Annotated in this window: 11 protein-coding genes; 4 read left to right on the top strand and 7 right to left on the bottom strand. The window is 50.3% G+C overall.

Annotated elements, in window-relative coordinates:
* Positions 1-261 precede the first annotated feature (261 nt).
* The 5 genes from tadA to pdxH are packed head-to-tail and all read right to left on the bottom strand — an operon-like array spanning position 262 to position 3,959.
* Positions 262-759: a tRNA adenosine(34) deaminase TadA gene (tadA, locus tag B0D95_RS01840; protein WP_305763987.1), complete on the bottom strand. Its 498-nt coding sequence runs from the start codon at positions 757-759 to the stop codon at positions 262-264.
* Positions 760-818: 59 nt separating this feature from the next.
* Entirely contained in the window at positions 819-1,088 is a 270-nt protein-coding gene (locus B0D95_RS01835) for a DUF1653 domain-containing protein (protein WP_078042313.1), read from the bottom strand.
* Positions 1,089-1,115: 27 nt separating this feature from the next.
* Positions 1,116-2,330: a CaiB/BaiF CoA-transferase family protein gene (locus B0D95_RS01830; protein ID WP_078042312.1), complete on the bottom strand. Its 1,215-nt coding sequence runs from the start codon at positions 2,328-2,330 to the stop codon at positions 1,116-1,118.
* A complete protein-coding gene (locus tag B0D95_RS01825) occupies positions 2,311-3,309 on the bottom strand; it encodes an NAD(P)H-quinone oxidoreductase (RefSeq protein WP_371452921.1) in 999 nt (332 codons plus the stop codon). Before B0D95_RS01825 ends, B0D95_RS01830 begins: the two co-directional genes overlap by 20 nt.
* Positions 3,310-3,314: 5 nt before the next feature.
* Positions 3,315-3,959: a pyridoxamine 5'-phosphate oxidase gene (pdxH, locus tag B0D95_RS01820; RefSeq protein ID WP_078042310.1), complete on the bottom strand. Its 645-nt coding sequence runs from the start codon at positions 3,957-3,959 to the stop codon at positions 3,315-3,317.
* Between the two features lie 235 nt (positions 3,960-4,194).
* Between pdxH and B0D95_RS01815 the strand changes: the two genes are divergently transcribed.
* The 4 genes from B0D95_RS01815 (at position 4,195) to B0D95_RS01800 (ending at position 7,737) form a co-directional block, all read left to right on the top strand.
* A complete protein-coding gene (locus B0D95_RS01815; protein WP_078042309.1) occupies positions 4,195-4,788 on the top strand; it encodes a gluconate 2-dehydrogenase subunit 3 family protein in 594 nt (197 codons plus the stop codon).
* Positions 4,789-4,790: 2 nt separating this feature from the next.
* Positions 4,791-6,491, top strand: a complete 1,701-nt coding sequence (locus B0D95_RS01810) for a GMC oxidoreductase (RefSeq protein WP_210403708.1) — start codon at positions 4,791-4,793, stop codon at positions 6,489-6,491.
* 170 nt (positions 6,492-6,661) lie between these two features.
* The gene (mobA, locus tag B0D95_RS01805; RefSeq protein WP_078042307.1) at positions 6,662-7,285 is read left to right on the top strand and encodes a molybdenum cofactor guanylyltransferase MobA; all 624 of its coding nucleotides are present in this window, start codon (positions 6,662-6,664) and stop codon (positions 7,283-7,285) included.
* A gap of 74 nt (positions 7,286-7,359) precedes the next feature.
* Positions 7,360-7,737: a VanZ family protein gene (locus B0D95_RS01800; RefSeq protein WP_078042306.1), complete on the top strand. Its 378-nt coding sequence runs from the start codon at positions 7,360-7,362 to the stop codon at positions 7,735-7,737.
* A gap of 104 nt (positions 7,738-7,841) precedes the next feature.
* Here the strand turns inward: B0D95_RS01800 and aceF are convergent, their stop codons facing one another.
* Positions 7,842-9,443 carry a dihydrolipoyllysine-residue acetyltransferase gene (aceF, locus tag B0D95_RS01795; RefSeq protein ID WP_078042305.1) on the bottom strand — a complete coding sequence of 534 codons (1,602 nt, stop codon included), beginning with the start codon at positions 9,441-9,443 and terminating at the stop codon, positions 7,842-7,844.
* A 93-nt stretch (positions 9,444-9,536) separates the two neighbouring features.
* The gene (gene aceE, locus B0D95_RS01790) at positions 9,537-12,188 is read right to left on the bottom strand and encodes a pyruvate dehydrogenase (acetyl-transferring), homodimeric type (RefSeq protein WP_078042304.1); all 2,652 of its coding nucleotides are present in this window, start codon (positions 12,186-12,188) and stop codon (positions 9,537-9,539) included.
* Between the last annotated feature and the right edge of the window lie 159 nt (positions 12,189-12,347).

Raw genomic sequence — 12,347 nt, 5'->3', positions numbered from 1 at the left:
GCGACTATTCTGACTGCCTTCGCCAACGCATAATGATCATATCAAGGAAGTAGACAATGATGTGATCTGGCCAGGAAAGGTCAACGGATGCGCCCACCTGTTAAGGAGGCGATGTCAGGAGACATCAAAGGATTGCTCAAGCGCAGGAGGAAAGGCGGTCAGGGAATCGAAAGGAATATCGAGCAAATTGACTACTTCTACTAAGGGATAGTATCTGTACGGGGCCGCATTGCGGCCCCTACTCATTTAAGGACGCAGTATTTACTCATCACCGCCATTGTTGGTGGATGAAACTTGTGACTGCCGCTCCCATTTTTCTTGCCGTTTTTGCTCACGCCGCGCCGCAAAAAATTCACTTAGTTGATGCTGGCACTCACTCACCATTAAACCACCCGCATAACTCACCCGATGATTGAAATAATCATTGTCCAGCAACTGGGATTTGCTCACTACTGCACCTGCCTTTGGCTCAGTGGTGCCAAATACCAAGCGCGCTATACGTGCATGCACTAAAGCCCCAACGCACATGGTGCAAGGTTCAAGCGTGACGTAAATACTGGCACCCACCAAACGATAATTCTGCACCTGCTGGGCAGCCTGTCGCAGCGCGATAATCTCCGCGTGGGCGGTGGGATCATGACGGGTTATGGGTTGATTAAAGCCCTCTCCCAACACCTTGCCATCGAGCACAATAACCGCCCCGACAGGGACTTCACCTAATTCTTTACCCTGTGCCGCCAGTTGAAAAGCATATTCCATCCACTGCTTATCTTGCTCCGAAAATACAGGCGCTGCGTATTCTGCTGAATCCGGGTTATTCACGATTGTTCATATTCCACTTGTGGTGCTAAAAAAGCCGTTAATTCTGTTTCATCCAACACACGCACAAACCGAAAACGCGGAATGGTTTCGCCTGCCAGTTCAACCGTTTCGGTAAACATAGCCAGCGGGCGCACCCACCACGAATAATCGCCATACAAACAGCGATAAAAAACCAACGGCTCGCGTGTTTCGCTGTGATGGGCCACCTGAAAAACAAAATAGTCCTTGCCTTTGTAATGGCGATACAACCCCGGTTGAAGCAACATAAATTTACCTTTGGTTTTGTAGCTAGCTCAAATCACACCGGACGCTTTTAAATGTTCGATATGCTCAGGTGTAAAATTCAACAGCGTTTGTAAAATTTCTTGCGTATGACTGCCGATATCACCCCCCGGCCAATCGGTAGCGCCCGGTGTTTGCGCAAGCCGTGGGGCAATTGCCGGCAGTTGCAGTGGCTTACCATTAATTTCCACTTGCTCAAACATACCTCGCGCCACAAAGTGCGGATCGGCAAACATATCTTTCACATTATAAATAGGGCCTGCTGGCACTCGCGCTTGCTCAAGTAATTGCAAAATATCGTCAGCATTTTTACTCATACACCAGGCCGCCAGTGCATTATCAATTTCCAATTCATGCTCTACGCGCCCGGCATTATTGGCCATGCGCGGATCTGTGGCCATTTCCGGATGACCTGCCACATTCATCAAGCGCTGGAAAATAGAATCACCATTGCCGCCAATCACAACATATTTTCCATTTTTGCAGCGATAGGTATTGGTGGGCACTATGCCGGTTACGGTAGTTCCTGAAGGTTCACGAATCACACCGGCACCCGAAAACTCCGGCACCACGGCCTCCATCAAATTAAACATGGACTCATAGAGAGCGACATCCACTACTTGTCCTTCACCGCTGTTATTTCGCTCCAGCAGCGCAAGCGCAATACCGAGTGCAGCATGAATACCGGAAATAGTATCGCCAATACTTAAATTAGGGCGCACCGGCGCTTGATCGGGAAAACCATTCACATAGCGGAAGCCACTTATACCTTCGCAGACGGAAGCAAAACCCGGCTTAGTGGCATAGGGGCCGGTTTGGCCGTAACCGGAAATGCGCGCGTAAATTAATCGCGGGTTAGTTTGTTTCAGCACATCGGGCCCAAGGCCCCAGGATTCCATCACACCGGGGCGAAAATTTTCGATAACCACATCCGCGCTATCCATCAGCTGACGCGCAATCTGTTGACCCTCGGCCTGTTTTAAATCGAGCGTAATACTTTTTTTATTGCGCCCGATACTGCGCCACCACAATGAAGTGCCGTTTTCCACCACACGCCAATTGCGAATAGCATCGCCTTCCGGCGGCTCAATTTTAATTACCTCCGCGCCGAAATAGCCCAGCATGCAGCCCGCAAAAGGGCCGGCGATTAACTGGCCGATTTCAATAATGCGCACTCCGTCCAACGGGCGCTTTTTCGTCGTCGTGTTATGTATTGCTCGATTCATTCGTTGCCAGATCCAATATGATTTTGCCAATGTGCTGATTGGATTCCATGTGACGATGGGCTGCAACTACATCGCCAAATGCAAACACCGAATCAATCAATGGCGTAATTGTTTTATTGTCCAGTAATGGCCAAATGTTGGCTTCCAACTCACGGGCGATGCCCGCTTTCACGACTGCCGATTGCGCGCGCAAGGTGGAGCCAGTCAAGGTCAAGCGCTTTAGCATGAGCGGCATAAAATCAACATTCGCTTTACTGCCATTTAAAAAAGCGATGTTAACAATGCGTCCTTCTTTGGCCGCTGCTGAAAAATTACGTTGAATATAATCAGCGCCCACCATATCCAGAATCACATTGGCGCCCTGCCCTTGGGTGAGTCGCTTTACCTCGGCGACAAAATCCTGATCGCGATAGTGAATGGCGTGGGCACCTAATTGTGTAATCGCCGCGCATTTCGCAACAGAACCTGCCGTCGCCATTACCTCAACACCCAAGGCGCGCGCTATTTGGATCGCAGCGACACCAATACCGCTGGCACCGCCATGAATTAATAAGCGTTCGCCCGACTGCAATTGCACCCGCTGAAACAGGTTATGCCATACCGTGAAAAATGTTTCCGGTAAGGCGGCGGCTTGCACCCAGGAATATCCCGCCGGAATCGGTAAACATTGAGCCGCCGGGGCCAGCGCATAATCGGCGTAACCGCCACCGTTCACCAGAGCACATACCTTGTCGCCTACATGCCAACGACTCACATGCTTGCCGCAGGCAACTACCTCGCCCGCTACCTCTAAACCCAGCACGGGTGATGCATCGTCAGGTGCGGGGTACAAACCTTGGCGCTGTAAAATATCCGGGCGATTAACCCCCGCCGCCAATACCCTTACCAATAGGTCATCGGGGCCCGGCTCAGGGATTGCCAGCTGCCCCAACTGCATGCCACTGGCATCGCCAGTCGCTGTCACTGCAATATATCTCATCACCATTAAGGCTCCAGACGTGCAATCGACCAACTGCCATCGGCTTGCAAGTTGTATTGAAAACGATCATGCAAGCGGTGCGAGCCCCCTTGCCAAAACTCAATTTGATGGGGCTTTACCCGAAAGCCACCCCAAAAGTCCGGCAGAGGAATAGCTCCCTTGGCGAACTTTTGTTTCATCGACTCAAACTGCTGCATCAATAAGGCACGGGATGAAATCGGGCGACTCTGGTGTGATGCCCAAGCGCCCAATTGGCTCTCGCGAGGGCGCGAGACAAAATACTTGAGTACCTCAGTCGTGGATAAAGGCTCGGCCGTGCCGCACACCTTCACCTGCCGCTCCAGAAAGTACCAGGGAAAATGCAGGCTAACCTTGGGGTTTTGTTTCAACTCCTGCGCCTTGCGGCTGTTCAGGTTGGTGTAAAACACAAACCCTTTTTCATCCAGATGTTTCAACAACACAATCCGCTGCGATGGTTGACCATTGGCATCAACAGTCGCCACGGTCATTGCATTGGGATCAGGAATACCGGATTGGATGGTTTGCTCCATCCAGCGCCCGAATTGATCCAACGGGCTGTCGGCCAAATCGGCCCGATCCAAACCGCCTTGCGTGTATTCGCGACGAAAGTCTTCTAAATGTAAATCCATACAGGTTCCTCAAAAACAGACACAAGCTGACCTCTGTTAAGAAATGTCAGGCCAGCAGGATTTTTATACGAAAAATCGCCCTAACAGGATATGGGTCGACGACTATGCAGCAGCGCGCCAATTTACATCACACCCACCTTATGGCAATGTCGACTATATGTTGCGCGGGTTTATAGGGCACACCAATTGCCCGCCAGACTAACAATAAAATCAACACCAACATAGGCAAGTCACTATGAACAGACGCGAAATCCTCAGGTATACCGCCTGGATTACCGGCAGTGCAGTATCCGCCTCCCTGGCCAGTGCAATATTGTCTGGATGCTCCGAACAAACACCCACACAAAACAGCGCTCTTCCTGCGGATACCGACACCCCATCCAACCTTTTGCACTTTTTTACGCCGGAACAATTCGCGCTGGTTACCTTGTTGGTAGACACCATTCTGCCGCGTACCGACAGCCCATCTGCAACGGAGGTAAAGGTACACATCACCCTCGACTCGATGCTGGGCCAAGTCTTTGACTCCTCATACCAAGCCCGCTTTAAAACCTGGTGGCTGGCGTTGGAGAGCCACCTCAATCAGCAAACATTTTTACAGCGCTCGCCCGCCGAACAGGTTGGCATATTGCAATCCCTTGAATTGAACGCCAGCGAAGGGGCAGCTGATGCCAAAAAAGCACTGGTGGAGTTTAAACAACAAACTATCGCCTATTACTTGTCTACCGAAGTTGTGGCTAAAAACTTCTTGAATTACTTGCCTGTTCCCGGTGCTTACAAACCCTGTATTTCACTGGATGACGTTAACAACAAAGCATGGGCCCTGTGAAAATGATTAAAACAACGCAAACTGATTTTGATGCAATTGTTATTGGCTCCGGCATCAGCGGCGGCTATGCCGCTATGGAACTGTGTACTAAAGGCTATAAAACCTTGGTACTCGAACGCGGTCGTGCAGTAGCCCATGGCGAATACCCCACAGCGACAATGGATCCTTGGGAATTGCCTCACGAGGACAGGGTTCCGCAGGCTGAAATTGCCACCCATTATCACAAACAGGATCGCTTGCCTTGGTGGGTGCGACAAGCCAACAAGCATTGGATCAACAAAGACGACGAATACCCCTATCAAGAAGACGAACGCTTCGATTGGATTCGCGGCCACCACACTGGTGGACGGTCGCTCATGTGGGGGCGCCAGTGTTATCGCTGGAGCGATATCGATTTTGAAGCCAACAAAAAAGATGGCATCGCCATTGATTGGCCCATTCGTTACGCCGACCTTGCCGATTGGTACGACTATGTCGAAACCTTTGTGGGCGTCAGTGGGCAAAAAGAAAACCTTAAGCAGGTGCCGGACGGTGTGTTTTTAAAACCATTTCCACTCAATTGTGCCGAACAGCACTTGCGCGAAACTGTCGCTAAAAAATTTCCGGACCGGATTGTGACACCCGGGCGAGTTGCCAATTTAAGCGAATACAAACCCGAAGTGCATAAGGGCAAGCGTGGCCAATGCATGTCCCGTGATCGCTGTTGGCGCGGCTGCCCATTTGGTGCCTATTTCAGCAGCCAATCAGCAACCCTGCCAGTGGCAGAAGAAACCGGCAACCTGACCCTTCGCCCAAACAGTATTGTGCAAGAAATTATCTATGACGCGGCTAGCGGTCGCGCCACCGGAGTGCGCATCAAGGACGCCGTAACAGGAGAGCAACAGGAAATTTCGGCACGCATTATTTTCTGCAATGCCAGTACCGTGGGCACCACGGCCATTTTACTGAATAGCCGCTCGGAAGCCTTTCCCAATGGCCTAGGTAATAGCAGCGGCGAACTGGGCCATAACCTTATGGATCATCACTACGGCATGGGAGCCTCCGGTATCCTGCCAGGCCTTGAAGACACCTATTATTCCGGTCGCAAGCCCACAGGTTTTTACATCCCCCGCTTCACCAATATTGATGAAGAGACCAAACGGGCAGATTACTTGCGCGGCTTTGGTTACCAGGGTGAAGCTCGCCGTATTACCAATGCTCCTGAAGGTGTTGTCGGTAGTGCACTGAAGGATGTGATTTTTAAGCCAGGCGCTTACAGCGTGCGCATGACCTGCTTTGGCGAAATGCTGCCTTATCATGAAAACCGTATGTATCTCGACTTCAGCAAGAAGGATCAGCACGGAATGCCACTCATCACATTTGATGCCAAATTGCGCGAGAACGAGCACAAACTGCGCGCCGATGGTGTTAAGTGCGCGGTCGAGATGCTGGAAGCAGCTGGTTGTACCAACATCACCTCCTACAACAACGCCACGGCACCAGGTGCGTGTATCCATGAAATGGGGACGGCACGTATGGGACACGACCCCAAGACCAGCGTGCTGAACAAGTGGAATCAAATGCACGATGTGCCCAATGTATTTGTCACCGATGGCGCTTGTATGACCAGCTCTGGCACACAAAACCCAAGCATCACCTATATGGCCTTAACAGCCCGTGCAGTTGACTATGCACACAAGCAAATACTGGCAGGAGCACTCTAAACAACATTGGGCAAGGACGCCTGCCCTCGCCTGTGACCAAAGTATCTGATTACATAAAACCGTGGTGATGAGTCAGGCCAACAGCTACACTATGAAATACCTGTAAAAAGGATTCATGCGCCACGCAAGCCCTATGAATCCAGAATCAAATTTCACGCAGTAGCATATTTATGAGCAATATTGAGCCAGTTGTAGGCGTTATTCTTGCAGGCGGTCTGGCCCGCCGTATGGGCGGTGGCGACAAATGCCTGCTACCGCTGGTCGGGAAAACCCTGCTGCAACGCACCATTGACCGGGCTCAACCGCAGGTGACGAAACTACTGCTGAATGCCAATGGTAACAGCCTGCGCTTTGCGCGCACCCGCCTGCCTGTAGTGGCAGATATCTACCCCAATAACCGTGGCCCTCTGGCTGGTATTCACGCTGGCCTTTACTGGATGCACAAAGATAATCCCGATGCGGAGTGGCTGGTAAGCTTCGCCTCTGACACACCATTTTTCCCGTCTGATCTGGTCAGCAATTTATTAACTGCCGCGACGGAATCCAACTCACGCCTGGCCATTGCCTGCTCGCTCGCGCGTCGACATCCAACCTTTGCACTCTGGCACGCCTCGCTTATCAAACCCATGGAGCAACAGTTGCAGAGCGATGATATGCCGCGCCTGCAAGACTGGATGAGCGCGCAAAATCCTGTCGAAGTACTATTCAATGCCAGCGAGTACGATCCATTTTTTAACATCAACACGCCGCAAGATCTCTATGCTGCCGAACCTATGGTGCCGCTGGTTAAATAGGCAAGAACGCAGGCATCGCCCTATAAAAAGCAACCTGCTATGCTGGCCGCCACTTGCAATGACAGGAGCAACCGATGGCGTGGCGTTTTTTATGCGTAGTGCAGTTTTATATCCTCCTGGTGATCTACACCTATCTGGGGCTAACCCCTCACCCTGAAAATACCATTCCCGTTTTCAATGATTTGATCATGCATTTTGCTGGCTACACAGTTGCAGCCATTTCCATTAATTTTGCACGCCCCTTTTGGCCCATGTGGCAGCAGGCGTTGATATTAGTCGGCTATTCAGTGGCAATAGAAATTGCGCAACACTATAATCCGCCGCGCACCTTTAGCCTCGCTGACATACTAGCTAATGCGACAGGTGTTGCATTGGGGCTGGCCTTGATCTTGTTGAGCAAACGCTATTTGCCGGGGTTTAAAACCTTTCTGTATTGGAAAACCAAGGTCTAGCCTAATCATCGCAAAACAACTAAAAACGCAACAAACAATACGAATCAAAATAAAAAAGGGCCAGCATGTGCTGGCCCTTTCTATTACTAAATCACTGCACCGGATTACAACAACAAGCGACGCAGATCACCAATGACCGATACCAGGTAAGTCATAAAACGACCGGCATCAGCACCGTTAACTGCGCGGTGATCGTAAGACAGCGAGAGCGGCAACATATTGCGAGGAATAAATTCTTTGCCATTCCACACAGGTTTCATTTGCGCGCGCGATACACCCAGAATACCCACTTCTGTCGGAGCAGATACCATTGGAGTAAAGCCGTTACCACCCATAGCACCCAAGCTGGAAATGGTGAAGCAACCGCCCTGCATTTCTGCTGGGGTCAATTTGCCATCGCGTGCTTTCTTGGCCAGCACATTAATTTCATCTGCCAGTTCAAACAAACCTTTTTTATCAGCATTACGGACAACAGGCACCAACAAACCATTTGGCGTATCTACTGCGATACCAATGTGTACAAATTTCTTGTGCACAATGCTTTCGCCATCCTGATGCATGGACACATTAAATGAAGGCTCAGCCACCAAAGCAGCTGCAACTGCTTTCACGATGAAAGGCAAAGGAGTCAATTTACTGCCGCGTTTTTCCGCTTCCGCTTTCATGCTGTTACGGAAAGCTTCCAGATCAGTGATATCCGCATCGTCAAACTGGGTAATACGCGGAACATTCAACCAGCTGCGAGTCATAGCCTCAGCAGTCAGCTTCTTGATCTTGCTCATTTTGATAATTTCGATTTCACCAAACTTGGCGTAATCGATAACTGGCAATGCTGGAATACCAGAACCGCCGCCCAGCGACGCACCGGATTGAGCAGCTTGCACAATAGGCTTAACGTAAGCACGCACGTCATCTTTTAACAGGCGACCACGAGGGCCAGTACCAGATACCTTGCCCATATCAACACCGAGTTGGCGAGCAAGTTTGCGCACAGCAGGACCAGCATAAACATCGCCAGTTTGTTCAACATCTGCAACAGGCGCGGCGGCTGGCTTAACGACTTCCGCTTTAGGCGCAGGCGCTGCTGCAGCTACGGGCGCTGGCTCAGCTTTTGCCGGTGCGGCAGCAGGAGCAGCCGTTGCACCGCCGGTAGTTGCCAATACACCAATCACTGCACCTTGAGATACCTTATCGCCCACATTAACGGCGATGCTCACAATAGTACCCGCCGCTTCCGCTGGAATTTCCATGGAAGCTTTGTCTGTTTCAAGTACGATCAGTGAATCGCCAGCAGCAACTTCATCGCCAACCTTCACAGAAATTTCAATTACCTCAACACCTTCGGCACCACCAATATCAGGTACTACCATCTGCACTTCAGCGCTGGCAGTTGCAACCGGTGCCGATGCTGGTGCCGCAGCGGCAACTGGCGCCGCAGCTTGTGGTGCTGGCGCCGCTTCGCTGGCACCCTCTGCTTCTACATCAAGTAATACGCTGTCCTGAGATACTTTATCGCCCAGGTTCACTTTGATAGCGACAACCTTGCCTGCTTTATCGGCCGGGATTTCCATTGAAGCCTTGTCGGTTTCAAGCACGACAATTGAATCACCCTCGGCGATTACATCACCTACTTTTACGGAGATCTCAATCACTTCAACGCCTTCTGCGCCGCCAATATCAGGCACTTTAATAGTTTGAATTGCCACTGTAGTTCCTCACTAATCGGTTATTTCTACATTCGATAAAATGTTTTTGACGAATACAAACAACATCGCCCTCTTTGTGAGAGGGCGATGGTTTTATACGCTCATCGGATCCGCTTTTTCTGGATCAATGCCAAATTTCTTGATGGCCTTGGCAACCACATCCGCTTTAATCTTGCCTTGGTCTGCCAAGGATTTGAGCGCAGCAACTACCACAAAATAGCGGTTAACTTCGAAGAAGTGACGCAATTGGGTACGGGTATCGCTGCGACCAAAACCTTCTGTTCCCAGCACGGTGTAATGACCGGGAATGTAGGCGCGCAGTTGTTCGGAATAGGTCTTGAGATTGTCGGTAGAGATAATGAATGGGCCTTCAGCACCTTCCAACGCTTGGGTAATGTAAGGCTTACGCTGGGCAGCAGTCGGATTCAGCATATTCCAGCGAGTTGCGCGCTGACCATCGCGGGTCAGTTCGTTCACACTGGTCACACTCCACACGTCTGCCTCTACGTCAAACTCGCTACGCAGGATTTCTGCGGCGAAACGCACTTCACGCAAAATGGTACCTGCACCCATCAACTGTACGCGGTTCTTGGCTTTGCCAGTTCCCTTTTCCAGTTGGTAAATACCTTTGATGATGCCCTCTTCCGCACCTTCCGGCATATCCGGGTGTTGGTAATTTTCATTCATCAATGAAACGTAATAGAACACATTTTCATTGTCATGGTACATACGCTTGATACCGTCCTGAATGATCACTGCCAGTTCATAGGCATAGGTAGGATCATAAGAGCGGCAGTTGGGAATTGTGTTCGCAAACACATGGCTGTGACCATCCTGATGCTGCAAACCTTCACCGTTAAGGGTGGTACGACCAGCCGTTGCTCCCATCAGGAAACCGCGCGCCTGAGAGTCACCCGCTGCCCATGCCAGGTCACCAATACGCTGGAAACCAAACATGGAGTAGTAAATGTAGAACGGAATCATCGGTTTTTTGTAGTTGCTATAGGCTGTTGCCGCCGCAATCCAGGAAGCCATAGATCCCGCTTCGTTAATACCTTCTTCCAAAATCTGGCCAGTCGCAGACTCGTGGTAAGACATCATTTGGCCAGCATCGTGCGGAACGTATTTTTGGCCTTCGGATGAATAAATACCCACAGTTTTAAACATGCCTTCCATACCAAAGGTACGCGCTTCGTCCGGAACGATGGGCACAATTTGCTTACCGATATTTTTGTCTTTAACCAGAGAAGACAAAATACGCACGAAACTCATGGTGGTAGAAATTTCACGCTCACCGGTTGATTTCAACTGCGCAGCAAACGCATCCAATGCCGGCACCAACAGTGGATCAAAGTGTGCATCGCGCGATGGCACATAGCCTTTCAATTCTTTGCGGCGCGACTTCATGTATTGCATTTCGGGGCTGTCTTCAGCCGGGCGATAGTAAGGCAGGCTTGGCAGATCTTCGTCGCTGATAGGTAGCTCAAAACGATCGCGGAATTTCTTCAGATCTTCCATCGCGAGAGATTTGGCTGAGTGCGTTTTATTGATGGCTTCACCGGAAGAACCCATGCCATAACCTTTTACAGTTTGGGCGAGAATCACGGTCGGCTTGCCTTTACTGTTCACTGCTTGATGGTAGGCGTTGTACACCTTGTGCGAATCGTGACCACCGCGCGCCAGCGCCATGATATCGTCGTCGCTCATGTCACTTACCAGCTCAAGCAATTCAGGGTATTTACCAAAGAAATGCTCGCGGGTGTAAGCGCCACCATTGGCTTTGTAATTTTGCATCTCGCCGTCGACAACTTCGTTCATGCGCTTTTGCAGCAGACCGGTTTTATCTTTGGCGAGCAATTTATCCCAACCACGACCCCACAATACTTTAATAACGTTCCAACCAGCACCGCGGAATACGCCTTCCAGTTCTTGTACTATTTTGCCGTTGCCACGTACAGGACCATCCAAACGCTGCAAGTTACAGTTGATCACAAAAATCAGGTTGTCCAATTTTTCACGGGAAGCCAGTGAAATGGCACCCAGGCTTTCCGGCTCATCACATTCGCCATCGCCCAGGAATGCCCATACCTTACGGTCAGTTACCGGAATTAAACTGCGCGCTTCCATATAACGGTTAAAACGCGCTTGATAGATTGCTTTGATTGGGCCCAAGCCCATAGATACCGTCGGGAACTGCCAGTAATCCGGCATCAACCATGGGTGAGGATAGGAAGACAAACCTCCGCCATTGACTTCGCGACGGAAATTATCCAAGTGAGCGTCGGTTAAACGACCCTCCACATAGGAGCGCGCATACATACCGGGCGATACGTGGCCCTGGAAATAAATCAGGTCGCCAGGAGTATCACCGTCGTTACCGCGGAAAAAGTGGTTAAAACCTACGTCATACAGGGTTGCAGAAGATGCAAAAGAGGCAATGTGTCCACCCAGACCATCATCATTGTCGTTGGCTTTCATCACCATCGCCATGGCATTCCAACGAATAATAGAGCGGATTTTACGCTCCAATGCATAGTCACCTGGAGACTTGATTTCTTTCTCAACAGGGATGCTATTGATATAAGGGGTCTGGATTGAAGAAGGCTGCTCAATGCCATGACTGACAGCAGAATCGGACAGGGATTTTAATATTTCTGCGGCGCGATCTTTACCCGCATGACGAACAACTGACCGAAGGGCGTCTAGCCACTCTTTTGTTTCAATGGCATTGATATCTTGTTGCATTCAAATCTCCTCAGCTATGCGCAAGTGCGCACATCACGTAGCAGTAGTATCTAATACAGGAATTTGGATCTGGGCTTCACGCAAAAACCGGCATTAAGCAAAAAAATGCTGATTTTTCATGGAGTTACAGGAGGAATATTCCTTTTACTTGTGTAAAAA

Source organism: Cellvibrio sp. PSBB023 (assembly GCF_002007605.1).
GTDB lineage: Bacteria > Pseudomonadota > Gammaproteobacteria > Pseudomonadales > Cellvibrionaceae > Cellvibrio.
This window is presented reverse-complemented; position numbering and strand designations above follow the sequence as displayed.

Coding starts and splice junctions, on each gene's coding strand:
- tadA (WP_305763987.1), bottom strand. CDS start 759: ATGGAATATGCTTTTCAACTGGCGGCACAGGGTAAAGAATTAGGTGAA.
- B0D95_RS01835 (WP_078042313.1), bottom strand. CDS start 1,088: ATGTTGCTTCAACCGGGGTTGTATCGCCATTACAAAGGCAAGGACTAT.
- B0D95_RS01830 (WP_078042312.1), bottom strand. CDS start 2,330: ATGAATCGAGCAATACATAACACGACGACGAAAAAGCGCCCGTTGGAC.
- B0D95_RS01825 (WP_371452921.1), bottom strand. CDS start 3,309: ATGAGATATATTGCAGTGACAGCGACTGGCGATGCCAGTGGCATGCAG.
- pdxH (WP_078042310.1), bottom strand. CDS start 3,959: ATGGATTTACATTTAGAAGACTTTCGTCGCGAATACACGCAAGGCGGT.
- B0D95_RS01815 (WP_078042309.1), top strand. CDS start 4,195: ATGAACAGACGCGAAATCCTCAGGTATACCGCCTGGATTACCGGCAGT.
- B0D95_RS01810 (WP_210403708.1), top strand. CDS start 4,791: ATGATTAAAACAACGCAAACTGATTTTGATGCAATTGTTATTGGCTCC.
- mobA (WP_078042307.1), top strand. CDS start 6,662: ATGAGCAATATTGAGCCAGTTGTAGGCGTTATTCTTGCAGGCGGTCTG.
- B0D95_RS01800 (WP_078042306.1), top strand. CDS start 7,360: ATGGCGTGGCGTTTTTTATGCGTAGTGCAGTTTTATATCCTCCTGGTG.
- aceE (WP_078042304.1), bottom strand. CDS start 12,188: ATGCAACAAGATATCAATGCCATTGAAACAAAAGAGTGGCTAGACGCC.